The following is a 23,164-nucleotide window of genomic DNA, read 5'->3' as shown; positions in this document are numbered from 1 at the left end:
CTCGACGCTAGCCGGTCGTCATGGTTCGTGCTCCACCGCCACGCGTGGTCCCGCCGGTGCGGCCGGGACCCGTGCGCCCACTCGGTCGCCCGCCGGCCACCGCGGCGCGGCCCGGCCCGGTGGCCCGCGTCGAGCCGGCCCGACGGGCGGCCGCGGCGGCCTCGGCGAGCACCACCAGCGGCACGTCCAGGACGACGGCGAGCCAGCCGAGCCAGAACCCGCCCGGCACGCGACGCTGTCGCTCCCACCGGGAAATCTCGTGCCGACTCAACGTCGGCACCCCGGCGGCGGCACACAGCTCGGCGGCGGCTCGCTGCTGGCTCCAGCCCCGGGCCAGTCGGCACCGGGCCAGCAGCGGCCCGAGCTGCGCGGGGCGCGGCGATGCGGGCGGGATCATGGGTCCTCCTGGCGGGCGTCGGTGCGGTGACGACCCACCCACCCGACCGGACGGGACCGGCGTCACCGCTCGGTTGCTGACCCCCGCACGAGACCGGGACCACCCCCGCCGCCCCTCCCGCACCGCCCTTTCCTACCTCGGAGGTACGACGCCTTTCCGCCCGGGCGACCCCCGCCCATCGGTCGGGCGGACCGGGCGGGCCCGCCGCTGGGTGGGAAGGGCCTGGGTCCTGGTGCCATTGACCGCTAGAGTCGGGTCGTGGCGCTCGGTCTTCCCTCGACACTCCCCAATCCGCAGCCGGCGATCGGGGAGCTCATCCGTGAGCACCAGCCGACCTTCTCGTTCGAGTTCTTCCCGCCCAAGACCGAGGCGGGGGAGCAGCTGCTCTGGCAGGCCATCCGCGAGCTGGAGTCCCTGCGTCCGTCGTTCGTGTCGATCACGTACGGCGCCGGCGGCTCGACGCGGGACACCACCGTGGCGGTGACCGAGCGGATCGCCACCGAAACCACACTGCTGCCGATGGCCCACCTGACCGCGGTCAACCACTCCGTCGCCGAGCTGCGGCACGTGGTCGGCCGGCTCGCCGGGGTGGGCGTGCGCAACGTGCTGGCCGTTCGTGGCGACCCCCCGGGCAATCCGGGCGGCGAGTGGATCCGCCACCCCGAGGGGGTGGACTACGCCGAGGACCTGGTCCGGCTGGTGCGCGACGCCGGCGACTTCAGCGTCGGCGTGGCCGCCTTCCCGTACAAGCACCCCCGCTCGCCCGACGTGGCCACCGACACCGCCCAGTTCGTCCGCAAGTGTCGGGCCGGCGCGGAGTTCGCGGTCACGCAGATGTTCTTCGACGCCGACGACTACCTGCGGCTACGCGACCGGGTGGCCGCTGCCGGCTGTGACACCCCGATCCTGGCCGGGGTGATGCCGGTGACCCAGATCGGCACCATCGAGCGGTCCGTGCAGCTGTCCGGCGCGCCGTTCCCACCGGAGTTGGCGGCCCGCTTCGAACGCGTCGCCGGCGACCCGGACGCCGTCCGCCGGCTCGGCATCGAGCAGGCCAGCGAGATGTGCCGCCGGCTGCTGGACGAGGGCGTCCCGGGAATCCACTTCATCACCCTCAACAGGTCCACCGCGACCCGCGAGGTCTGGCAGAACCTGAAGGTCGGCGCCCGCGTGTGAACGCTGCGCCTGCGACACCTGTTGCCCGGCACGACGGTTGATCCGTGGTGGGCACACAGCTGAACTGGGATCAGTACGCCACGGCGTGGGCGCGGTTGCACGGCGGGTTCGACCCTCGGGTCGCGGCGCCGGTGGTGCGTGCCTGGCTGCGATTCGCGTACCACGTCGGATATGTGTTGGGCCGGCTGCGGGTCAGCCCCACCGCGGTCACGGTGGCCGGGGTGCTGCTCTGCTTCTGCGTACCGTTGCTGGTGGGCCGGCCGGGGGACGGGCCGTTCCTCGGCGCGCTGTTCGTGCTGCTCGCCGCCGTCGCGGACAGCGTGGACGGCGCGGTGGCGGTCGCCACCGGTCGCACCACCCGGCTCGGCTACGTCTACGACTCGGTCGCCGACCGGCTCGGCGAGGTGGCGTGGCTGCTGGCGTTCTGGCTGGTGGGCGCGCCGGGTGGGCTGGTCGTCGCGGGCGGCGCGCTGTCCTGGTTGCACGAGTACGTCCGAGCGCGGGCGGTCGCCGCCGGCATGCGGGAGATCGGCGCGGTGACCGTGGGCGAACGGCCCACCCGGGTCTCGGTGGCGCTGGCCGGCTTGCTGGTCGCCGGGCTCGCCGGCCTGATCGAGCCGGACCTGGCCGCCGGCACCATCACCATGGCGACCGCGGTCTGGGTGCTACTTGCCGGTTTCGGCCTGGGGCAACTGCTCTCCAGCATCCGCCGCGCCCTGCTCGACGCCGGCTGAAGACAGACACCCGCAGAAGAGACCGGCGCCGGCTGACAGCAACGCCGGGTCTACCAGGCGGGGCCGATCTCGTCGGCGACGATCTGCGCGGAGAGGGTCACCATCGGCAACCCGCCGCCCGGGTGGGTGGAGCCACCCACCAGCCACAGCCCGTTCGCCGGACCCCGGTTGGCCGGGCGGAGCAGTCCACCGGCGGTGCCGTAGATCGAGCCACCCGGCGCGCCGGTCGCCACGTCCAGGTCGGCGGGGGTGCGGATCTCGCGGAACAGCAGCCGGTCCCGCACGTCCACGCCGCGCCGCGCCAGCACGTCGAGGATCCGGTCGGCGTACGCGTCGGCCAGTCCCGGGCGTCGCCAGTCGACAGCGCCCGCCGCGGTGCCCTGACGGGGGGCGTTGACCAGCACGAACAACGCCTCGTGCCCGGCTGGGCGGACCATCGGGTCGTCGGCCACTGTGACGAACACCGTCGGGTCGACCGCCGGTCGGGCCCGTACGCCGCGCCCGGGGTCACCGAAGACCGCGTCGAACTCGGCGTCGTAGTCGTTCGGGAAGAAGACGTTGTGGTGGGCCAGCCCGGTGCTGCCGGAGACGCCGAGCAGCAGCACGAAGCCGGCGAGGCTGCGGTCGGTCAGCGCGGCCAGCCGACGCGGGTGCGGCAGCAGGTCACGGTAGACGGTGAGCGCGTCCACGTTGGCCACGACCACGTCGGCGGGCACCGGGGCGGTGACGCCGGCGAGGCGTACCCCGTGCACCCGGCCGCCGGTGGCGTCGATCCGGGTGACCGTGGCGTCGGTCTGCACGACCACGCCGAGGTCCAGGCAGCGGGTCAGCAGCGCGTCGGCGAGCGTGCCCAGCCCGCCGCGCAGGTACCAGCCGCCGAAGGCCAACTCGGCGTAGGGGACGGCGACCAGCGCCGCCGGTGCCCGACGTGGGTCGGCGCCGGTGTAGGTGGCGTACCGGTCCAGCAGCATCCGCAGCCGGGGGTCGGACAGGTGCCGGCGGCCCAGGCCGCGCAGACTGCGACCCGGGGCGATGGCGGCCAGGTCACCGACGCGCCAGGCCAGCGACGCCAGGTCGCGGGGAGAGTCGACGGCGCGGCGCAGGATGTCCCGCGAGGAGGCGTTCCACACCCGCTCGGCCCGGCGCCACAGCCGCTGCCAGTCGGCTGCCGCCCGGTCACCGAAGGCGGCCCCGATCCGGGCGGTGAACTCCACCGGGTCGGCGCACGAGTCCAGGGTCGGGCCACCGTCGGCGAAGACGTGCCGGACGATCGGGTCCAGCGGGACGAGGTCCAGATATTCGTCGAGCTTCGCCCCGGTCGCCTCGAACAGGTCGTGGAAGACCTCGGGCAGGGTGAGCAGGCTCGGCCCGGTGTCGAAGTGGAACGACCCGGCCGGGGTGTCGTGGGCGTACCGGCCGAGCTTGCCGCCGACCGCGTCCGCGGCCTCGAAGACGGTCACCTGGTGCCCGGTAGCGGCCAGCCGGGCGGCGGTGGCGAGGCCACCCACCCCGGCGCCGACGACCACGATCCGCGCCATGCCGCGTCCTCCCTAGGTGACCGGGCGGCCCCGCCAGGTCAGGCGGCGTCGCTTTCGCAGATGGTACGACCGCAGGGTCAGCCAACCGAGGACCACGACCGACACGGGGTGTGCGAGCGCGTCGGGCCAGCACCGTCCTCCGGTCGCGCGGGCGGTGAGCACCCGTCCGGTCACCCCGAGCAGATAGCCGGCCAGGCCCACGGCGGCCACCCCCGGTGCGCCGGCCGCCGCACCCGCCAGCGCGATCAGCGGTGGGGCGGTGTAGAGCAGCAACAGCGCGGCCACCACGGCCGCCGCCGCGCCCGGGTGCCCGAACGACGCCCACAGCGACTTCGAGTACCCGTCGCGCAGTTGCGGCCAGTCGTCGTACATCCGGCAGGTGGCCAGCCGGGAGCCGTCGGCCAGGGCGATCCGCCCGCCGGACCGCTTGACCGCCCGGGCCAGCTCGACGTCCTCAAGGATCTTGTCGGCGACCGAGGCGTGCCCGCCGGCGACGGTGTAGCCGGCCCGGTCCACCACCAGGAACTGCCCGCCCGCCGCGGCCAGCGACGGCCGCGGCGAGCGTTCCATCGCGCGCAGCGGCAGGAAGGTCAACCAGAGCCACTGCAACAGCGGCTGCACCAACCGGTCGGCCGCCGTCGCCACCACGATCCGGGGGTACGGCGACAGCAGCGTCGCCCGGGCGGCGCGCAACTCGGTGACGGCAGCGGCCACGGCGTGCGGGGCGAGCACCACGTCGGCGTCGACGAAGACCAGCGCGGTGGCGTCCGGGTCGGCCCGGGTGGCCAGCTGCCAGCAGGCGTGCGGCTTGCCCAGCCAGCCCGGTGGCGGGGCGACCCCGGTGAGCAGCGTGACCCGGGGGTCGTCGCCGGCCACCGCGCGGACCACGTCGGCGGTGCCGTCGGTGGACCCGTCGTCGAGGACCACGACGCGCAGCCCGGGTACACCGCGCTGGGCCAGCAGGGCGCGCAGGCAGGGGGTGACCCGGGTGGCCTCGTCGCGCAGCGGCAGCAGCACGGCCACCGGTTCGTCGACGTCCTCGGGCCGGTCGGTGGGCCGTCGCAGCCAGCGGCCGGCGTTGAGCCAGGTGTGTCCGGTCAACGCGGCGACGGCGAGCAGCAGGGCGAGCAGGACGGTCATCGGGTCGCGTCGACGCCGGGGCGGTGTGGCTGGTGGGCCTGCGGCCGGAGGTGACGGCTGCGCTGGGCGCGCAGCAGGGTCACCGTCAGGGGTACGGCGGTCACGGCCATGCCGGCGGCGCCCCAGAGCGCCGAGGCGGGCAGGTCGAGGAAGACGGCGTGGGCCAGGATGCTGGAGAAGTACGTCCACAGGTAGAGCGCGAGCATCGGGTGGTCCCGCTGGTCGGTGCGCTCGGCGGCCGGTCCGGCCAGCGGGCGCAGCGCGCTCATCATCAGCACCGCGAAGAGCAGCCAGCCCAGGTAGTTGCTGACTGGGATGCCGGCCAGGCCGGGCAGGGCCGGGGTGGCGTCGCGCCAGACCCAGTAGCCCTCGGCCACCATCTGCGGGTCGAGGAAGAGGTCCCACGCGGCCAGCCCCACAGTGGCCAGCGCGATCCGCCCCACCCATCGACCCACCGTCGGCCCGCCGCCGGCCGTTGACGTGCTGCCGTCGACCGTCGGGGCACTGCCGCCGGTCAGTCGGACCGCTGCCAGCCAGGCCGGCCAGGCCATCCAGGTCCAGGCCAGGGGAATGATCAGTGGCACTCCGGCCAGCTTGGGGCCCAGCTCACCGGAGTAGTCGTAGCTGCCGAACGGCACGCCGGTGGCCACCCCGATCGCCTCGATCGCGAACCCGCCGCCGGTGGCCACAGCGACCAGCGCCGCCGCCACCCGCGGGCCCCGACTGAGCAGCGCGTGGCCGACCGAGAGCAGCCAACCGAGGACAACGGTGGCCACGGTGAGCCCGGCCCGGGTGGCGCCGGTGGTGAGCGGGTAGCAGATCTGGGCGAGCACCAGGACGGCGAGCAGCGTCCAGGAGATCCGCCGGGTCATGACGTCGGTGGCTCGAGCGGTAGATCCCGACCGAGTACGCCGAACGGTCGCTCGTCGCCGGGGAAGTGGAAGTCGCGCAGCACGTCGACGAAGCCGAACCGTCGGTACAACCGCCAGGCCCGTGAGGTTTGTTCGTCGGCCTCCGGGGTGGACAGCAGCGTGGTGTCGCCCTCCGCCATGCCGAGCAGCGCGCGCAGCTGACCGGTGCCCAGCCCGTGCCCCTGCGCCGGTGGCCGGACGTGCAGCTCGACCACCTCGAAGCAGTGGGTGAGCCAGCGCGTGCGGGTCGGGGCGTCCAGCGCGCGGTGCACCTGGTCGTGCCACCACTGACCGGAGGCGCCCAGGTAGCCGTAGCCGAAGCCGGCCAGGTGACCCTCGCTGGTCAGGCTGGCGACCGCCCGGAAACCCGGCCGGCGGACGTGGGTGGCGATGTAACCGCGCCGGGCCTCCAGCAGGTCGGTGCGGTATCCCATCGCCTCGCCGTAGACGGCCACCACGTCGTCCAGCCGCCGGACGAGATCGTCCGGCGTCCAGCGCACCAACCTCATGCCCGTCCACCCTTCACCGTTTCCGGGCCGCCGTCGGCGACCCACCCGAGCACCGACCGGTCGCCGACCACGTCGCGCACCTCGAACCGGGCGAACAACTCCTCGGCGTACCAGCCCGCGGTGGGGGTTCGCATGATCGCCGCCCGGTGCTCCGGGTGACGGTACGCGAACGCCACCAGGTCCGTCGGGTCGCGCCACACGCTCACCGTGCCCTGCCAGCCCAACGGGGCCTCTCCGACCCCGAACCGGGCCAGCAACCCGGGCGCGTCGCGCAGGGCGGCGGCCACTGGCGGGATCGCCCGCCAGAAGGTGGCAGCCCGACGGGCCCGCAGCCGGGCCCGGGTCAGTGCCAGCACCGGGCCGGTGACCCGGCCGCCCGGCGGGTCACCGAACGGCCGCTGGCCGGACCACTCGCCCCGGCTGGTCAGCGGGCGCAGGTCGATCCGGGCCTGGGCGTGGGCGATGCGCGCCCAGGCCCGCCCGACCGACGAGTCGTCGAAGTCGGCCGCCGCGGCGGGGGAGTCCCAGACGGTCAGCGCCGCCCACCGGGTCAGGTCGGCGTCCCTCGGCCCGAAGTCGGTGCCGGTCCCGGTGCCCAGCAGTTTGCCGAACCGGACGCCCGGGAGGGCCCGCAACCGGCGGGGGTCCAGCGCCATCCGGGTCAGCGCCCGGGGCAGCGCGCCGCGGGAGGTCCGCCACACGTGCAGCGTGACCAACTCCGGAGCGTCGCTGCCGTGCCTGCTGGTCAGCTCGCTCGCGTCTCCGCTTCGCGGCGGCGCGAGCGCGTCGCTGCTGTGCCTGCTGGTCAGCTCGCTCCGCTCGCTCACGCCACCTCGGCCGGGGTGCCGGCGGTGACCCGCAACAGCTCGGTGTAGGTGGTCGGGAAGACCGCCTGGGGTACACCACCAGCGGCCCAGATCTCCGGGTACGCCGCCAGTGCCGTGTCCACCAGTGTGCGCAGCGGGTGCGGGTGCCCGAGTGGGGCGACCCCGCCGATCGGCTGCCCGGTGTGGGCCCGGACGAACTCCGGGGTGGCCCGGCGCAGTCGGGTGACGCCGATCGATGCCGCCAGACCGGCGGTGTCGACCCGGTGCGCGCCGGAGGTGAGGACGAGCAGCGGCGTGTCGTCCGCGTCGAAGATCAGTGAGTTGGCGATCTGACCGACCGCGACGTCGAGCGCCTCGGCGGCCGCCGCGGCGGTGTGCACCGCGTCGGGCAGCAGACGGACCATGCTGGGCTCACCGGCGCCGTCGAGTGTGCCGGCGGCGGTGAGCGCGTCCTGCACCGCCCGTACGTTCGGGTGTGGCTGCATCCCGCCATTCTTCCCGGTCCGCTGGTGGCCGGTTCAGCCGCCCGGCACGCTCGGCGCGTCACACGTTGCATTTTCGTCGGAGGGGAGGTGTACTGTCAGCAGCAGTTAGAACGAGTGTTCGATTGCCTCGAACGCCCGTTCCAACCAGCCGGAGCGCGGCGTTTCGCGGCGCCACCTCCGGGCGGTGCGGCTCCGCGGGCCGCACCTGGGTTTCCGGGCAGTCGCGAGCCTGGTCCCAACAGGCAGGAGCGTTGCCCGCCGCCCACGACCCCCGGGCGGCGGGCGACGCACCCGCCGGTCCGCCGGCCGGGTGTGGTGTGGGGAAGCATCCACACCCGGCCGGCCACACCCGGTGCGTCTTCCTCCGCACCACCTCGACCTCGGCGTCGCGTCGGTGGCATCAGCCGCCGGAGTGACGTCTCGGCCACGTGGAGGAGAGACATTCATGCCGACTAACCCGGCTCAGGCACCGACGGTGCCGGCGCACGTGCTGCCGCACCGCACCCCCGCCCAGCTCCTCACGTTGGCCCGCCGTGGGCTGGTCGAGGCCGGCCAGACCCGACCTGACGGCCTGCGCTACGCGGCTGCCCACCTGGCTGCCCTGCGCGCGGCGGCGGCCCTGCTCGCCGCCCGGGCCCGACCCGCGCCGACTCGGCGCAACCGGATCACCAGTGTCTGGGTCCTCCTCTGCGCCGTCGCTCCGGAGCTCGACGAGTGGTCCCGGTTCTTCGCCGCGGGGGCCAGTAAGCGCGCCGCCGCCGAGGCTGGCATCCCCCGGGTGGTCAGCGCCCGGGAGGCCGACGATCTGCTCCGCGCCGCCGAACAGTTCGTCACGGTGGTGGAAACCGCGCTCGGCGTGGCCCACCAACCGGCCCTGGACGGTCTCGCCGCCTGATCCCGCCGTGCCACCGGCCGCCCCGCGGGGGGAGCCGGGCGGCCGGTGGCACGGCGTGCCGGTCCTGATCTGATCCACAGCAACGACGGGGGAGTTGGTCCAATGGCGGGCCGCATGGTGGTCGGTTCCGCCGCGCTGGCCGATCTGGTGCGCCCGGCGAGCGCCCCCGACCCGGTCGGTGGGCACCGGGTGCTGCCGGTGGTGCCCGAGCTGACCGGTCTGCTGCCCAACCGGGGCCTGCGCCGGGGCAGCACCATCGCGGTCGCCGCCGGCCAGCCCCGCCGCAGCGGTGGCACCTCGCTGATGCTGGCCCTGCTCGCCGAGGCGTCCCGGGCCGGCTCGTGGTGCGCCGTGGTCGGGGTGCCGACGTTCGGCGCGGGCGCGGCGGCTGAGTTGGGCATCGCCCTGGACCGGTTGGCCCTGGTGCCGAACCCCGGCCCCGAGTGGGCCACCGTGGTCGCCGCGCTGATCGACGGGGTGGACGTCGTGGTCACCAGCGTGCCGGCCTCGGTCTCCGCCTCGGTCGCCTCCCGATTGGCCGCCCGGGCCCGGCAGCGCGGCAGCGTGCTCGTCCCGTACGGCCGGTGGGACGGCGCGGACGTGACGCTGCAGGTGGTCCGTGGGGTCTGGGAGGGGCTCGGGCTGGGCCGGGGGCGGTTGCGCCGTCGGGAGATCACCGTCTCGGCGCGCGGGCGCGGGGCGGCCGCCCGACCCAAGGAGATCAAGGTCTGGCTCCCGGGTGACGAGCTGACCCGGGTGATCCCTCGTACGCTGCCGTCGCCCGTGGGCCGATCGGCCGCGCCACTCGCACTGGTCGGTCGGGGGTGACCGGCGCGCCGGCACGCACGCTGCTGCTGTGGTGCCCGGACTGGCCGGTGCTCGCCGCCGAGATCGTCGACGGGGTGCCGGCGACCGGCCCGGTCGCCGTGCTGCACGCCAACCGGGTGGTCGCCTGCTCCGAGCAGGCCCGCGCCGAGGGGGTGCGTCGAGGGTTGCGCAAGCGGGAGGCGCAGGGTCGCTGCCCACAGCTCACCGTCGTGGAGTACGACCCCGGCCGGGACGCCCGGGCGTTCGAGCCGGTGGTCGCGGCGGTGGAGGAGTTGGTCGCCGGGGTCGAGGTGGTCCGTCCGGGTGCCTGCGCGGTGGCCGCCCGGGGGCCGGGCCGTTACCTCGGCGGCGAGGAGGCGGCCGCCGAGCGGATCATCGAGCACGTGGCCCAGTCGTGCCTGGTGGAGAGCCAGGTCGGCATCGCCGACGGGGTGTTCGCGGCCGGGTTGGCCGCTCGCGCCGGCCGGGTGGTGGCCCCGGGCGGGACACCGGAGTTCCTGGCCGGGTTGCCGGTCGAGGCGCTCGGCCGGTCGGCGCTGGCCGACCTGCTGCGCCGGCTGGGGGTGCGCACCCTCGGCGACTTCGCCGCCCTGCCAGCCGGCGATGTGCTGGCCCGGTTCGGGTTCGACGGTGCGCTGGCCCACCGGCTGGCCGCCGGACGGGACCACCGCCCACTCGCCGTCCGGCAACCACCGGCCGATCTGACGGTGACCGCGGAGCACGACGAGCCGATCGACCGGGTCGACGCGGCGGCGTTCGTGGCCCGGGCACTGGCCGAGCAGCTGCACGAGCGGCTGGCCGGGCACGGGCTGGCCTGCACCCGGCTCGGCATCGAGGCGGTCACCGAGCACGGGCAGGAGCTGCACCGGGTGTGGCGGCACGATGGCCTGCTCACCGCCGCGGCCATCGCCGACCGGGTGCGCTGGCAGCTCGACGGGTGGCTCTCCGGCAGCAACGGCCGCGCCGGCGCCCGCCCGGCCCGACCGACGGCCGGCATCATCCGACTGCGACTGATCCCGGACGGGGTGATCGCCCAGGCCGGTCTGCAGGCCGGCCTCTGGGGGGAGACCGGCGAGGAGCGGGAGCGCGCGCACCGGGCGTTGAGCCGGGTGCAGGGCATCCTCGGCCCGGAAGCGGTGGTCACCGCGGTGCTCGGTGGTGGGCGTTCCCCGGCCGACCAGGTGCGGCTGGTGCCGTGGGGCGACGAACGCGTCCCCGCCCGCCCCGGCCCGGCACCGCTGCCCGGCGAGCCGATCGCCGGCGGCGCCGACCGGGCCGCCAGTGCCGGTCGGCCCGCCGACCGCAGCGGGGGCGGAGTTCCGCCGTGGCCGGGTCGGCTGCCGGCGCCCGCGCCGGCGGTGGTGCTGCCCAGCCCGCTCGCGGCGACGGTGCACGACGCCGCCGGTGAGCCGGTGGTGATCAGCGCGCGGTTGGCGGTGAGTGCCCCACCGGCCCGGCTGGTGGTCGGCACCGGCCAGCCGGCGGAGATCGTGGGCTGGGCCGGCCCGTGGCCGGTGGACGAGCGGTGGTGGGCGCCGGTCGAGGCCCGTCGCCGGGCCCGGTTCCAGGTCAGCCTGGCCGACGGTGCCGCTCTGCTGCTGGCCGTCGAGGCCGGGCAGTGGCTGGTGGAGGCGATCTATGACTGAGCCGGTGCTCCCCGGGCCGGAGGCGGATGCCCCGACGAGCGATATGACTGTCAGGCATGTTCATGACTTCCGGTCATATCGCACCCCGGCCCTCTCGCCGGCGGATCCGGCCGTCGGGATCCGGCCACCCGTGAGGGCGGCTCGATGAGTTTCCACAACCCGAAGATGCCCTGGTCAGAGCTGGAACGGGTGCTCTCCGGGCGGGCCGCCGGCGGCTCCGGCCGGTCGGGCGGCGGGCGGTCGCGCGAGGAGCGGCACCTGCACGTGGTGGACCCGCTCGCGGTGGACGCCGATGGCGGCGACTCCCCGGCCTGGAGTCGCCGCCGCGAGCAGTACCAGCCGCCGGAGCTGACCCGTCCCGACGGTGTGGTGCCCTACGCGGAGCTGCACGCGCACACCAACTTCAGCTTCCTCGACGGTGCCAGCCACCCGGAGGAGCTGGCCGAGGAGGCGGCCCGGTTGGGGCTCACCGCGCTCGCCGTCACCGACCACGACGGCTTCTACGGGGTGGTCCGCTTCGCCGAGGCGGCTCGTACGCTGGGCCTGCCGACCATCTTCGGCGCGGAGCTGTCCCTCGGCCTGCCCGGCCCGCAGAACGGTGAGCCCGACCCGCACGGAGCGCACCTGCTGGTGCTCGCGCACGGCCACGAGGGGTACGCCCGGCTGGCCACCACCATCGCCCGCGCCCAGCTACGCGGCGGGGAGAAGGGCCGCCCGGAGTACGGGGACCTGGAGGAGGTCGCCGCCGAGCTGCGTGACCATGTGCTGGTGCTGACCGGCTGCCGCAAGGGGCACGTGCCGGGGGCGCTGCTCACCGAGGGGGTGGACGCGGCGGCCCGCGAGCTGGACCGGCTGACAGCGCTCTTCGGCGCGGAGACGGTGGCCGTGGAGCTGACCGACCACGGCCATCCCGTCGACGCCGACCGCAACGACGCGCTCGCCGAGCTGGCCGCCGCGGCCGGGTTGCCGACGGTGGCCAGCAACAACGTGCACTACGCCAGCCCCGGCCGGCGTCGGCTGGCCACCACCGTCGCCGCGGTCCGGGCCCGACGCAGCCTGGACGAGATCGACGGCTGGTTGCCCGCGGCGGCCACCGCCCACCTGCGCAGCGGCGCGGAGATGGCGGCCCGGTTCGCCGCGTACCCGGGTGCGGTGGCGCGGGCCGCCGAGTTCGGCGCCGAGTTGGCCTTCGACCTTCAACTCGTCGCGCCGCAGCTTCCGGCGTACCCGGTGCCGCCGGGGCATACCGAGATGAGCTGGCTGCGGAAGCTGACCGCTGACGGGGCGCACGAGCGCTACGGGCCGCCGCAGGCGCATCCGACGGCGTACGCGCAACTCGACCACGAGTTGAACATGATCGAGGAGCTGGGGTTCCCCGGCTACTTCCTGGTGGTCTACGACATCGTCACGTTCTGCCGTGACCAGGACATCTACTGCCAGGGTCGGGGTTCGGCGGCCAACTCGGCGGTCTGCTACGCGTTGCGGATCACCAATGTGGACGCGGTCCGGCACCAGCTGCTCTTCGAGCGGTTCCTCGCCCCGGAACGGGACGGTCCACCGGACATCGACGTGGACATCGAGTCCGACCGCCGGGAGGAGGTGATCCAGCACGTCTACACCCGCTACGGCCGGGAGCACGCCGCCCAGGTCGCCAACGTCATCTCCTACCGGCCCCGGTCGGCCGTGCGGGACGTGGCCAAGGCGTTCGGCTACTCGCCGGGGCAGCAGGACGCCTGGAGCAAGCAGATCGACAGGTGGGGCTCGGTCGCCACGGTCGACGTGGAGAACATCCCGGAGCAGGTGGTGGAGTACGCCAACGAGTTGCAGACGTTCCCGCGGCACCTGGGCATCCACTCCGGCGGCATGGTGATCTGCGACCGGCCGGTGATCGAGGTCTGCCCGGTGGAGTGGGGGCGGATGCCCGGGCGCAGCGTCCTGCAGTGGGACAAGGACGACTGCGCCGCCGTGGGCCTGGTGAAGTTCGACCTGCTCGGCCTGGGCATGCTCTCCGCCCTGCACTACGGCTACGACATGATCGGGTCCCGGCTGGATCTCGGCGACATGACGCTGGACGACCCTGAGGTCTACGACATGCTCTGCCGGGCCGACTCGGTCGGGGTGTTCCAGGTGGAGAGTCGCGCCCAGATGGCCACCCTGCCCCGGCTCAAGCCCCGCGAGTTCTACGACCTGGTGGTCGAGGTGGCGCTGATCCGTCCCGGTCCGATCCAGGGCGGTTCGGTGCACCCGTTCATCCGGCGCAAGAACGGCCAGGAGCCGGTGACGTACGCGCACCCGTTGATGCGCAACGCGCTGGAGAAGACCCTGGGGGTGCCGCTGTTCCAGGAGCAGTTGATGCAGCTCGCCATCGACCTGGCCGGCTTCGACGCGGCCGAGGCCGACCAGCTGCGCCGGGCCATGGGCGCCAAACGCTCGGTCGAGCGGATGACCCGGATCGCCGACCGGCTCTACGCCGGGATGGCCGAGCGGGGCATCACCGGCGAGCTGGCCGACGACGTCTACCGCAAGCTCACCGCGTTCGCCAGCTACGGTTTCCCGGAGAGCCACGCGATGAGCTTCGCCTACCTGGTCTACGCCAGCTCCTGGCTCAAGCGCTACCACCCGGCGCCGTTCCTGGCCGCGCTGCTCAACGCCCAGCCGATGGGTTTCTACTCCCCGCAGACCCTGGTCGACGACGCCCGCCGGCACGGGGTGGAGGTCCGTCGTCCGGACATCAACGCCAGCGGCGCGAAGGCGGTGCTGGAGTCCACCCCGGAGACCCGGTGGGGCAGCGGGCCGGGGGAGCCGCCACACGCCTGGGGGTTGGGCGGCCCCGCCGTCCGGCTCGGCCTGTCCAGCGTGCGGACCCTCGGCGCCGAGGTGGCCGAACGGATCGAGGCCGAACGGGTCGCCGGTGGGCCGTACCGGGACATGCCGGATCTGGCCCGGCGGCTCGGTCTCACCGCCGCTCAGCTGGAGGCGTTGGCCACCGCGGACGCCTTCGCCTGTTTCGGGCTGACCCGGCGACAGGCGCTGTGGGCCGCCGGTGCGGCGGCCCAGGACCGGCCCGGTCGGCTGCCCGGCACGGTGACCGGCGCGGCGGCGCCCACGCTGCCCGGGATGGAGGCGGTGGACCGGCTGGTCGCCGACGTGTGGGCCACCGGGTTGTCGCCGGAGAGTCATCCCGCCCGGTTCATCCGGGGTCAGCTCGACGTGCTCGGCGCGGTGCCGATCGCCCGGCTCGGTCGGGTGGAGCCGGGGCAACGGATCCGGGTCGGTGGCATCGTCACCCACCGGCAACGCCCGGCGACAGCGGGTGGGGTCACCTTCCTCAACCTGGAGGACGAGACGGGGATGCTCAACGTCACCTGTTCGCCGGGGCTGTGGCAGCGCTACCGGCGGGTGGCGCGGACCAGCGCCGCGCTTGTGGTCCGGGGGCGGTTGCAGCGGCACGAGGGGGTGACCAACCTGGTCGCCGACCGGCTGGACGCCATCGAGCCGCCGGTCAGTCCCGCCTCCCGCGACTTCCGCTGAATCAGTGATCCACATTACGGTTTCCGGAGCCGTCGAGCGGGAGACTCGTCTCGAGCGGGCAGAGCGGCCCGTGATCCGTAAGGGGGAACGACAGTGACGGGAAATCACGCGTACACCAGTGGAATCGCCAACGCCCGGCGGACCCGACTGGGCACCGGCTGGGTGCCGTCGCACCTCGCCGACCCCCGCGAGTACGAGGTGACAAACGGTCCGGTGGCCAACGAGCGCCGGTCCCGGGCGGAGGACGAGGCCGAGAGCACCGAGGCCTGACCGACCGCCCACAGCAGGCACCGATCGGGCGTGTGGCGGGGCGCCCCCACACGCCCGCACCACCACCGGGCCGGGTGACTAGGCTCGACCGGGTGGAGCAGACCCGAGGCCGGTTCGCCGAGCCGCCGCTGACACCCCGTACCGCAGTGATCTGGTCGGTGCTCCGCGCCGAGCTGGACCGGCGCGGCGACGCCGAGCTCACCGTGCTGGACGTGGGCGGCGGCACCGGCGGTTTCGCCGTTCCGCTGGCCCGCGCCGGGCATCGGGTCACGGTCGTCGACGCCAGCCCCGACGCGCTCGCCGCGCTCACCCGCCGCGCCGCCGAGGCCGGGGTGGCCGACCGGATCGCCGCCGTGCAGGGCGACGGGGACGCCCTCGCCGGGCTGGTCGAGCCGGCCGGCGTCGACCTGGTGCTCTGCCACGCCGTCCTGGAGGTGGTGGACGACCCGACGCCGGTGGTGGCCGCGCTGGCCACCGCGCTGCGTCCGGGTGGCGCGGCCAGCGTGCTGGTGGCCGGCCGGGCCGCCGCCGTGCTGGGCCGCGCGATGAACGGGCACCTGGACGTCGCGGCCACACTGGCCGCCGATCCGGCCGGCACCGCCGGGCCACGGGACACGCTGCGCCGACGCTACGACGCCCCGGGCGCCGCCGCGCTGCTCGGCGCCGCCGGGCTGGTGGTCGAGGAGATCCACGGGGTACGCGTGCTGGCCGACCTGCTGCCGGCCGCGGTCGCCGACGGGCAGCCCGCCGCCCTGGTCGAGTTGGAACGTGCGCTGGCCGCCCAACCGCCGTACCGGGACCTGGCCGCCCAACTGCACCTGTTCGCCCGCCGGCCGGCATGATCGGCCAGGCCGGTGGCCGGCCGGCGCCGCTGGAGATCCTCCGGCCGGATCACGGCGGCGGCCGTCTCGCCGACGTGCTGCCCAGCGCGCTGGCCGTGCTGGGCGTGCCCGGTTCGACCGACCCGCTAGGGCTCGGGCCAGCACTGACCGGGGTACGCCGGATCGCCGTGCTGCTTGTCGACGGGCTCGGCTGGTACCAGCTGCCGACCGCGGCACCGTACGCGCCGACCCTCGCCGGGCTCGCCGCGACGGTGGCCCGCCCGCTCATCGCCGGTTTCCCGTCCACCACCCCGACCAGCCTGGCGTCGCTGGGCACCGGTGCTGCGCCGGGCGCACACGGCGTGCTCGGCTTCACCGTGCGGGTGCCCGGCACCGATCGGGTGCTCACCCACACCGACTGGGCCGCCGATCCGTCGCCGCTGCGCTGGCAGCCGGTGCCCACCCAGTTGGAGCGGGCCCGCGCCGCCGGGGTGACGACGACAGTGGTGAGTCGGCCGGAGTTCGGCGGCAGCGGGTTGACACTGGCCGCCAACCGGGGTGGCGGCTTCCGGGGCGCCGCCGGCGGGGACGAGGTGGCCACCGCCATGCTCGCCGCGCTGGCCGCCGGCACCGGGCCCACACTGGTCTCCGGCTACCACGCCGACCTGGACCGGTACGGCCACGTCTACGGCGTCGACTCGGAGCCCTGGCGGGTCGCGGCCACCGAGGTGGACGCCCTGGTCGCCCGGCTGGTCGACGGGCTGCCGCCGGACGCGGCGCTGCTGGTGACCGCCGACCACGGGCAGCTCGACATTCCCGCGGCGCACCGCTTCGACCTGGACACCGATCCGCGACTGCGGGCCGGCGTGCGGCTGGTGGCCGGCGAGGCCCGGGTGCGCTACCTGCACGTCGAGCCGGGCGCGGTCGACGACGTGCGGGCCGCCTGGTCGGAGGTGCTGGGCCCCGCCGCCCGGGTACGCACCCGCGACGAGGTGGTGGCCACCGGCTGGTTCGGGCCGGTGCCCGAGGAGCACCTGGGCCGGATCGGCGACGTGGTGGTGACCTGCAACGACACGTACGCGGTCATGGCCAGCCGCACCGAGCGGCCGATGGCGTCGAAGTTGGTGGCCTACCACGGGTCGGACACCGCCGTCGAGCTGACCGTGCCGCTGCTGGTCGTCCGGGGCTGACCCGCTGACGGTTCGGCCCGCTGGCCGGTGGTGGTGTCGTACGCGGGGGTTAACCTGCCGGGATGGGCCGCAGTCAGTCGTTGCCCCGGGGCGACGATCCGCGCTTCGGGCCGGACGGCGACGACTCCGCGAGCCCGATCCTGCACGTCGACATGGACGCCTTCTTCGCCGCCGTCGAGGTGCGCCGTCGCCCCGAGCTGCGCGGCCGGCCGGTTGTCGTCGGTGGCGTCGGCCCGCGCGGTGTGGTCAGCTCGGCCAGCTACGAAGCCCGCCGGTACGGCGTCCGCAGCGCGATGCCGACCAGCCAGGCCCGAGCCCGCTGCCCCCAGGCGGTCTACCTGCCACCGGATTTCACCGCCTACTCGGCCGCCTCCCGGGCCGTCATGCAGATCTTCCGGGACGTCACGCCACTCGTCGAGCCGCTTTCCCTCGACGAGGCGTTCCTCGACGTGACCGGCGCCCGCCGGCTCTTCGGCTCCCCGGCCACCATCGCCCGGCTGATCCGTCGCCGGGTCGCCGACGAGCAGGCGCTGACCTGTTCGGTAGGGGTGGCGCCGACCAAGTTCGTGGCCAAGCTGGGCTCCACCCGGGCCAAGCCGGACGGCCTGCTGGTCGTGCCCCCGGGGCAGGTGCTCGACTTCCTGCACCCGCTGCCGGTGGACGCCCTGTGGGGGGTGGGGGAACGCGCCGCCGAGGCGCTGCGCCGGCTCGGCCTGACCACCGTCGGCGACCTCGCCGAGGCGCCGGTGGGCATGCTCCGCCGAGCCGTCGGTGCCGCCTCGGCGGCACACCTGCACGAGTTGGCCTGGGGGCGCGACCCGCGCGGGGTCAGCCCCGAGCACGTCGACAAGTCGATCGGCGCCGAGGTGACCTTCGACATCGACGTGGCCGACCCGCTGGAGATCCGCCGTGCGTTGCTCGCGCTCAGCGCGAAGGTCGGTGTCCGGTTGCGCGGCTCCGGGCAGGTCGGGCGCACCGTCTCACTCAAGGTCCGGCTGGCCGACTTCCGCACCGTCAGCCGATCCCGCACCCTTGACGTTCCCACCGACACCGCGCGTGAGATGTTCGACACGGTCTGGGCGCTCTACACCGCGTTGGACCCGGGCGAGCGGATCCGGCTCGTCGGTGTCCGGGTGGAAGGGCTCGCCCCGGCACAGGGCGCTGCCCGGCAACTCACCCTCGGTGCGCCGGAGCGCGGCTGGCGCGAGGCGGAAGCTGTCGCGGACGCCGCCGCTGCCCGTTTCGGGCGGTCCGTCATAGGTCCGGCCAGTCTGATGGGCGACCGTGATCCCCGTCGAAACGAAAATCCACCCCGCCCATAGGTCGTCCCGCTTTCCGACGCGCGACCCCCCTCGTAGACTTGCGGGTAAGCAGCCGGATGGCTGCCACGGTCTGTCGGCCCGAGTGGGCCCGACCAACGTGACCGGGGAGGAGTGCCGTGCCGCTCTCGGAGCACGAGCAGCGGCTGTTCGAGCAGATCGAGCGGTCGCTTGCCGAGGACCCCAAATTCGCCTCGGCCGTGCGCGCCAGCGATCCGCGCTTCCATGCGCGGCGTCGCCTGCTCGTCGCCGCCGGCGTCATCATCGCTGGCTTGGCTCTACTGGTCTATGGCGCGGTGATCAAGACTCCACCACTGGCGGTGGCGGGCTTCGTCGTCATGCTGGCGTCGGCCGCGTTCGCGGTGCAGTCGCACCGGCGGGCGCAGTCACCCGACCTGCACGTGGTGGGCGGCACGACGAGTCGTCGTCGTCCCCGCGGTGGCCGATCCGGTCGTCGGTCGTCAATCCTGGACCGCATGGAGGACAGGTGGCGGCAGCGCCCGGAGGGGCACCGCTGAGCCGGTCCCGCCGCTGAAGCGGGTCGTACGCCGCGACGAGCGGTCGCCGGTCACAGCCCCCGGCGACCTCCGTCGTATCCGCGCGCCCTTCCCCGGTTCCGCGTCTTCTGCGCTGCGCCCTCTCCCGCATGATCGCGCTCGATCCTGGAAGTAGTGGCATCGTGTGCGAGGGAGGGGCCTCTTTCCTGGATCGAGCACGACCTTGGGTGGTCCGGTAGTCGTTGGGCCGCTGCGCCGCGCCCGGCGTCGGCCGGGGGCCCGCGTGCCGCCCGGTCGAATCCGCGCGGGACGATGTCGCCCCGACGAGCGGCATGATCGACTCGAGTTCCGCTAGATCTGACCTCGAACTGCCAACGGTCGCCGTGTTGGCTGGCCCGCAGTCGGGTCACCCCGGCCACGGGAGACCGCGACTTCACCGCACCACTGCGCAGACCCGACGTCGCCCCGGTCAAGGCCCCACTCCGCCCGGCGCGGTCTTCGCCTCACCCGACACGGTCCCGCTGCGCCTGACCGGCACACCCACCCCAGGCACCCATGATCACTTGATGAGGAGCAGCTGCCAGAAGCTCTGCAACTACTGATCATCAAGTGATCATGAGTGGTGGCGGGCGAGGGTGCGACGGAGTGGCGGGGGTGGGTGTCGGTCAGCGTGCGGCCCGGTCGGCCAGCAGCCGACGAGGGTTCCACCGCAGCAGTCGGTACCGGGCCTGCCCGGTGAGCGCCACCATTCGGCTGGACCTGTCCGCCATGGTCGTCCGCCACCGCAGCAGCACCGAGGGCGGCAGCACGGCGGCGAGCAGGCGGGTCCGTCGGTCCGCCCGTGCGGCGAGCGCCCCACGGACCGCGCGCAGCGCCGGCAGCAACCGCTCACCGGTCAGCGGATCCCGCGCGTAGCGTGCCCGCTCCTCCGCCCGGCCGAGCAGCCGCGCCGACCCGATCGCGTCGTCGTCGAGGGCGTCCCGGACGAGCCGGTCCGCTGTCGCCCTGGGCGTCTCGGTCGGATCGACCGGGACCCGGAAGTCCACGAGCGTGTCGAGCAGCTCAGCCCAGGCGGCGTGCGCGTCCGCGCGGGCCCGGTTGGCGTCCGCGCCGACCACCACCGGTCGCGTCCCCGGCTCGCTGTCCCCGTCGACAGTGGCGGCGGCCATCGCCCCGCTCACCGCGCGGCCACCCCGTCGGCGGCGCAGAGCCATCCGGCGCAGCGCGGGCACCGCGAGCAGCAGGAGCAGGGCCACCAGGCCGGCCGTCCACCAGGGCCAGACCGGCGGCTGCTCGTCCGGCGTCGTCCCGCCGAGGGCCAGCCCGTCGTCGGTGTCCCGGTCGGCGTTGTCCGGTCCGGCCGGCCCGGCCGAGGCTTCCGGCCCCGCCGGGGTGTCCGCGGCGCCGGTGTCCGGGCTGGACGGCTCCGGCGCGTCAGTGTCCGGTGCCCAGGCCGACCGGGTGGAACCCGGCACCCCGTACGCGGGGGTGGCGTCGAACGGCACCCAACCGGCCCCGTCGAAGTAGACCTCGGTCCAGGCGTGCAGGTTGAGGTTGGTCAGCGTGAAGGTGTCACCGTCGCGCTTGCTGCCGTTGGTGAACCCGAACGCCACCCGGGCCGGGATGCCGGCCGAGCGGACCAGCCAGGCCATCGCGGCGGCGTACTGCTGGCAGTAGCCGACCTTGTTGGTCAGGAAGTTGACGATGTCCTGACCGCTGCTGCCGCTCTCGGTGCTGAGCTGGTAGCGGAAGCCGTTGTCCGCCGAGAAGTGCTGGTAGATCCCCAGCACCCGGTCGTAGTCCGTGCGCTTGCCCTGGATCAGCCCCTTGACCAGCTCCTCCACCTCGGGCACCGGCCCGGGGGTGGCGGTCATCTGTCGGCGTACCGGGTGGTCGGAGGGCAGTGGTTGCGCGGCCCGCAACGCGGCGGGTGTGAAGGTCGAGCGGACGTAGTCGAAGGAGTACTTCCGACCCCGGGAGTTCTCCCGGTTGGAGAAGACGACCTGCTGGTTGGCGTCGTAGAGCCAGTTGTCGCTGAGGTCGTCGGTGCGGGTCGGCTCGGCGTACACCGGCATCAGCGACATGCTCAGGCTCTTGGTGACCTCGACGGTCGCCTGGTAGGTGGTCTGTTGTACGCCTTGACCGGCCCGGTCGGCCGGGTTCGGCAGGTCCCGGTTGACCGACCGGCCGCTGGGGTTGCGCGCCTGGAAACCAGCGGGGCGCAGCTCGTCGGCGACCGCGTAGCGCAGGTAGAACGGGTTCGGCTCGGATGTGGTCACCTTGACCAGGTCGGCCACCTGGGACTGGTTGAGCTGGCCGGCGAGCGAGGCGAACAGGTCGATCCGACCCGACGTGCCGCCCGAGCCGGACCCGTTGCCGCTGCCGTTGCCCGGCCCCCGGCTGAGCGAGTCGAGCAGCCCGCCGGTCATCCCGGGCACCGCCAGCGGCAGCACCACCGCCAGGGCCACCCCGACCGCCGCGAGCCGGCGGCCGGCGGACGCCAGCGGGGACGCCTCCCACACGTCGACGTCGCGGCCGTCACCGGTGAACCGACGCCCGAAGCGGCGTACCCGGTCGACGTTGTCGGTGACCAGCAGCCAGAGGTAACCGGCGGCGCCCACCACGAACGGCACCGCGGGGACGCTGTCCACGTAGACGGCGACCGGCACCGAGTAGATGGCGAGCATGGGCAGCCCCGCCAGCGCGGGCCGTCGCAACCCCACGGCCAGTACGTCCACCAGCACGGCGACCCCGCCCACGCCGAGCACGGCGATGAACAGCAGCGGGTCGGTGTCCGGGACCTCGACCCCGTACGAGCGCATGTCCTGCATGGAGCCGGCGAGCAGGTCGCCGAAGTACGCGAACGTGCCCGGGGTGGGCAGGATCGCGAGCAGCTCCTCGCCGCTGGGGAACAACCAGGTCAGGGCGAGCATCAGGCCGGCCAGCATGCCCAGCACCTGACCCCACAGCGGTGCCCGGGCCAGACGGGTCAGCGCGGCCACGCCGGCCACCACGGCGACCGCGATGATGGACTCGATCAACCACGTCCAGCCCTGGAAGATGGCCGACAGCGGCGCGGCGGCCAGCAGCGTGGCAGCGGCCGCCACCATGCCGATGTTCCGACTGCTGATCATGAGGGGAGCCTTCCGTTCATCGCACACCGCCGGCGACCGTCTCGGCCAGCGCGGCCCGCAGGGCGAACCCCTGGGCGCCCCGGCCGACCTGCGGCCACAGCGCCGGCAGTCGGCCGCCGTGGTCGACGCCGACCACCCGCCAGCCACTCTGCAGCATGGCGAGGACCGCGGCGGCGTGGGCGTGCTCCGCCTCCGCCCGGGCCTTCTCCGGCAGGCTGAGCCAGGTGGAGCTGTTCAGCAGGAAGCCCACGCAGGTGGCGCCGTTGCCGCGCAGCCCGGCCAGCAGCTCCGCCTCGGCCACGCTCACCGTGCCGAACAGGCCGATGATCAGACCGCCGTCGGCGCGTTGGCGGACCCGTTGCACGAGGCCGGTGACCTCGGCGCGCTGATCCAGTCGGACCTCCGCGAGGTGGTCGAGCAGCGCGCCGTCCCCGCCGGCCTCCGAAGCGTCCACGTCCGCCCCCGAGCCGGTGACCAGGCGCAACTTGTAGCCGGCCTGCCGCAGGTGGACGGCGATGCTCGCGGCGGCCGAGACCGACCACTCGAAACTGGCCGTCGGCCCCTCGCCGCGGTGGCCGTACGCCCGGGTGTCCAGGACGACGGTGGCCCGGCTCTCCCACGGTTGCTCCTCGCGGCGCACCATCAGCTCACCGGTGCGGGCGGTGGACTTCCAGTGCACCCGACGCAGGTCGTCGCCGCGCCGGTACTCCCGGGTCGCCGCGTCGTCCTCGCCGTGCACGGCCACCGAGCGGGCCCGGCTGTCGCCGCTGCCCGCGTACTCCCCGGGGAGCCGGACCGACGGCAGCGGGGTGACCTGCGGGATGACCGTCAGGTGGTCGGTGCTGGGAAAGGAGCGGGTGAGCTCGCACAGACCGAACGGGTCGGTCATCCGGACGACCAGCGGGCCCACGTCGTAGCGGCCCCGCACGTCGGCCCGCACTGTGTACGCGACGGAGCTGGCCTGGTGCGCGCCGAGCCGCTCCAACACCACCCGGGGCCGGCTGCCCAGTGCGTAGGGCAGCCGGTCCTCCAGGAGCAGGGTGCCGGTCGGCAGCCGGGAGAGGTTCTGTAGGCGCAGCACCACCCGGGAGTTGGCGCCGACCGGAACCCGGTGCGGGTCCAGGGAACGGTTGCAGGCCAGCTTGTAGCGGCTCCGCCCGACGTAGGCGGCGGCCAGCAACGGCAGGATGGCCAACAGCACAGCCACCCTGAGCAGGTCCTTCTCGCCGAGGATGCCGGCCGAGATCGCCGCCGCGATCGCTGCGGCGAGGAAGGACCGGCCGCGGGTGGTCAGCCCGCGTAGCCCGGCACGCACG

Annotated in this window: 20 protein-coding genes; 11 read left to right on the top strand and 9 right to left on the bottom strand. The window is 74.4% G+C overall.

Annotation, left to right across the window (positions count from 1 at the left end; all coding sequences use genetic code 11):
- Positions 1-7: 7 nt before the first annotated feature.
- A complete protein-coding gene (locus ABZU74_RS14785; protein WP_355423118.1) occupies positions 8-397 on the bottom strand; it encodes a helix-turn-helix domain-containing protein in 390 nt (129 codons plus the stop codon).
- A gap of 258 nt (positions 398-655) precedes the next feature.
- Between ABZU74_RS14785 and metF the strand changes: the two genes are divergently transcribed.
- Entirely contained in the window at positions 656-1,573 is a 918-nt protein-coding gene (gene metF / locus ABZU74_RS14780; RefSeq protein ID WP_355423115.1) for a methylenetetrahydrofolate reductase [NAD(P)H], read from the top strand.
- 44 nt (positions 1,574-1,617) lie between these two features.
- A complete protein-coding gene (locus tag ABZU74_RS14775; protein ID WP_334499298.1) occupies positions 1,618-2,307 on the top strand; it encodes a CDP-alcohol phosphatidyltransferase family protein in 690 nt (229 codons plus the stop codon).
- A 50-nt stretch (positions 2,308-2,357) separates the two neighbouring features.
- Here the strand turns inward: ABZU74_RS14775 and crtI are convergent, their stop codons facing one another.
- The 6 genes from crtI to ABZU74_RS14745 form a co-directional block, all read right to left on the bottom strand.
- A complete protein-coding gene (gene crtI, locus ABZU74_RS14770) occupies positions 2,358-3,845 on the bottom strand; it encodes a phytoene desaturase family protein (protein WP_355423112.1) in 1,488 nt (495 codons plus the stop codon).
- Between the two features lie 12 nt (positions 3,846-3,857).
- Positions 3,858-4,985 carry a glycosyltransferase gene (locus ABZU74_RS14765; protein WP_355423109.1) on the bottom strand — a complete coding sequence of 376 codons (1,128 nt, stop codon included), beginning with the start codon at positions 4,983-4,985 and terminating at the stop codon, positions 3,858-3,860.
- Positions 4,982-5,857: a carotenoid biosynthesis protein gene (locus tag ABZU74_RS14760; protein WP_355423106.1), complete on the bottom strand. Its 876-nt coding sequence runs from the start codon at positions 5,855-5,857 to the stop codon at positions 4,982-4,984. Before ABZU74_RS14760 ends, ABZU74_RS14765 begins: the two co-directional genes overlap by 4 nt.
- A complete protein-coding gene (locus tag ABZU74_RS14755; protein WP_355423103.1) occupies positions 5,854-6,405 on the bottom strand; it encodes a GNAT family N-acetyltransferase in 552 nt (183 codons plus the stop codon). Before ABZU74_RS14755 ends, ABZU74_RS14760 begins: the two co-directional genes overlap by 4 nt.
- Positions 6,402-7,154, bottom strand: coding sequence for a monooxygenase (locus ABZU74_RS14750; RefSeq protein WP_355423352.1), 753 nt, complete (start codon positions 7,152-7,154; stop codon positions 6,402-6,404). The genes ABZU74_RS14755 and ABZU74_RS14750 overlap by 4 nt, the downstream gene beginning before the upstream one ends.
- A 74-nt stretch (positions 7,155-7,228) precedes the next feature.
- Positions 7,229-7,717, bottom strand: coding sequence for a YbaK/EbsC family protein (locus tag ABZU74_RS14745; RefSeq protein ID WP_355423101.1), 489 nt, complete (start codon positions 7,715-7,717; stop codon positions 7,229-7,231).
- Between the two features lie 445 nt (positions 7,718-8,162).
- Here ABZU74_RS14745 and ABZU74_RS14740 point away from each other — a divergent pair, with 445 nt between their 5' ends.
- The 9 genes from ABZU74_RS14740 to ABZU74_RS14700 all read left to right on the top strand — a co-directional run bounded on the left by ABZU74_RS14740 (position 8,163) and on the right by ABZU74_RS14700 (position 18,735).
- Positions 8,163-8,612 (top strand): SAV_6107 family HEPN domain-containing protein, encoded by a 450-nt coding sequence (locus ABZU74_RS14740; protein WP_196918924.1) that lies wholly within the window; start codon positions 8,163-8,165, stop codon positions 8,610-8,612.
- A gap of 102 nt (positions 8,613-8,714) precedes the next feature.
- On the top strand, positions 8,715-9,440 hold the full coding sequence (locus ABZU74_RS14735; RefSeq protein WP_355423098.1) for a hypothetical protein: 726 nt from the start codon (positions 8,715-8,717) through the stop codon (positions 9,438-9,440).
- Positions 9,437-11,086 carry a DNA polymerase Y family protein gene (locus ABZU74_RS14730; protein ID WP_355423095.1) on the top strand — a complete coding sequence of 550 codons (1,650 nt, stop codon included), beginning with the start codon at positions 9,437-9,439 and terminating at the stop codon, positions 11,084-11,086. Before ABZU74_RS14735 ends, ABZU74_RS14730 begins: the two co-directional genes overlap by 4 nt.
- Positions 11,087-11,230: 144 nt before the next feature.
- Positions 11,231-14,617, top strand: a complete 3,387-nt coding sequence (locus ABZU74_RS14725) for an error-prone DNA polymerase (RefSeq protein WP_355423092.1) — start codon at positions 11,231-11,233, stop codon at positions 14,615-14,617.
- A gap of 93 nt (positions 14,618-14,710) precedes the next feature.
- Positions 14,711-14,887 carry a hypothetical protein gene (locus tag ABZU74_RS14720; RefSeq protein ID WP_355423089.1) on the top strand — a complete coding sequence of 59 codons (177 nt, stop codon included), beginning with the start codon at positions 14,711-14,713 and terminating at the stop codon, positions 14,885-14,887.
- Between the two features lie 74 nt (positions 14,888-14,961).
- Positions 14,962-15,729 carry a methyltransferase domain-containing protein gene (locus tag ABZU74_RS14715; protein WP_355423086.1) on the top strand — a complete coding sequence of 256 codons (768 nt, stop codon included), beginning with the start codon at positions 14,962-14,964 and terminating at the stop codon, positions 15,727-15,729.
- Entirely contained in the window at positions 15,726-16,898 is a 1,173-nt protein-coding gene (locus tag ABZU74_RS14710) for a nucleotide pyrophosphatase/phosphodiesterase family protein (protein WP_355423084.1), read from the top strand. The genes ABZU74_RS14715 and ABZU74_RS14710 overlap by 4 nt, the downstream gene beginning before the upstream one ends.
- Positions 16,899-16,960: 62 nt before the next feature.
- Positions 16,961-18,220 (top strand): DNA polymerase IV, encoded by a 1,260-nt coding sequence (locus ABZU74_RS14705; RefSeq protein WP_355423081.1) that lies wholly within the window; start codon positions 16,961-16,963, stop codon positions 18,218-18,220.
- A gap of 116 nt (positions 18,221-18,336) precedes the next feature.
- On the top strand, positions 18,337-18,735 hold the full coding sequence (locus ABZU74_RS14700; RefSeq protein WP_030334542.1) for a DUF3040 domain-containing protein: 399 nt from the start codon (positions 18,337-18,339) through the stop codon (positions 18,733-18,735).
- Between the two features lie 644 nt (positions 18,736-19,379).
- On the opposite strand, the gene ABZU74_RS14695 is transcribed toward ABZU74_RS14700, so the two are convergent.
- On the bottom strand, positions 19,380-21,848 hold the full coding sequence (locus tag ABZU74_RS14695; protein ID WP_355423078.1) for a DUF3488 and transglutaminase-like domain-containing protein: 2,469 nt from the start codon (positions 21,846-21,848) through the stop codon (positions 19,380-19,382).
- Positions 21,849-21,864: 16 nt separating this feature from the next.
- Positions 21,865-23,163: a DUF58 domain-containing protein gene (locus ABZU74_RS14690; RefSeq protein WP_355423076.1), complete on the bottom strand. Its 1,299-nt coding sequence runs from the start codon at positions 23,161-23,163 to the stop codon at positions 21,865-21,867.
- Position 23,164: the final 1 nt, after the last annotated feature.

Origin of the sequence: Micromonospora sp. NPDC005171 (assembly GCF_040608575.1) — a bacterium.
In the GTDB taxonomy this organism is placed as follows: Bacteria; Actinomycetota; Actinomycetes; order Mycobacteriales; family Micromonosporaceae; genus Micromonospora.
This window is presented reverse-complemented; position numbering and strand designations above follow the sequence as displayed.

Excerpts from the sequence above, each read along its gene's own strand:
- ABZU74_RS14710 (WP_355423084.1), top strand. The coding sequence starts at position 15,726 with ATGATCGGCCAGGCCGGTGGCCGGCCGGCGCCGCTGGAGATCCTCCGG.
- ABZU74_RS14695 (WP_355423078.1), bottom strand. The coding sequence starts at position 21,848 with ATGATCAGCAGTCGGAACATCGGCATGGTGGCGGCCGCTGCCACGCTG.
- ABZU74_RS14725 (WP_355423092.1), top strand. The coding sequence starts at position 11,231 with ATGAGTTTCCACAACCCGAAGATGCCCTGGTCAGAGCTGGAACGGGTG.
- ABZU74_RS14740 (WP_196918924.1), top strand. The coding sequence starts at position 8,163 with ATGCCGACTAACCCGGCTCAGGCACCGACGGTGCCGGCGCACGTGCTG.
- crtI (WP_355423112.1), bottom strand. The coding sequence starts at position 3,845 with ATGGCGCGGATCGTGGTCGTCGGCGCCGGGGTGGGTGGCCTCGCCACC.
- ABZU74_RS14755 (WP_355423103.1), bottom strand. The coding sequence starts at position 6,405 with ATGAGGTTGGTGCGCTGGACGCCGGACGATCTCGTCCGGCGGCTGGAC.
- ABZU74_RS14785 (WP_355423118.1), bottom strand. The coding sequence starts at position 397 with ATGATCCCGCCCGCATCGCCGCGCCCCGCGCAGCTCGGGCCGCTGCTG.
- ABZU74_RS14745 (WP_355423101.1), bottom strand. The coding sequence starts at position 7,717 with ATGCAGCCACACCCGAACGTACGGGCGGTGCAGGACGCGCTCACCGCC.
- ABZU74_RS14735 (WP_355423098.1), top strand. The coding sequence starts at position 8,715 with ATGGCGGGCCGCATGGTGGTCGGTTCCGCCGCGCTGGCCGATCTGGTG.
- ABZU74_RS14705 (WP_355423081.1), top strand. The coding sequence starts at position 16,961 with ATGGGCCGCAGTCAGTCGTTGCCCCGGGGCGACGATCCGCGCTTCGGG.
- ABZU74_RS14765 (WP_355423109.1), bottom strand. The coding sequence starts at position 4,985 with ATGACCGTCCTGCTCGCCCTGCTGCTCGCCGTCGCCGCGTTGACCGGA.
- ABZU74_RS14760 (WP_355423106.1), bottom strand. The coding sequence starts at position 5,857 with ATGACCCGGCGGATCTCCTGGACGCTGCTCGCCGTCCTGGTGCTCGCC.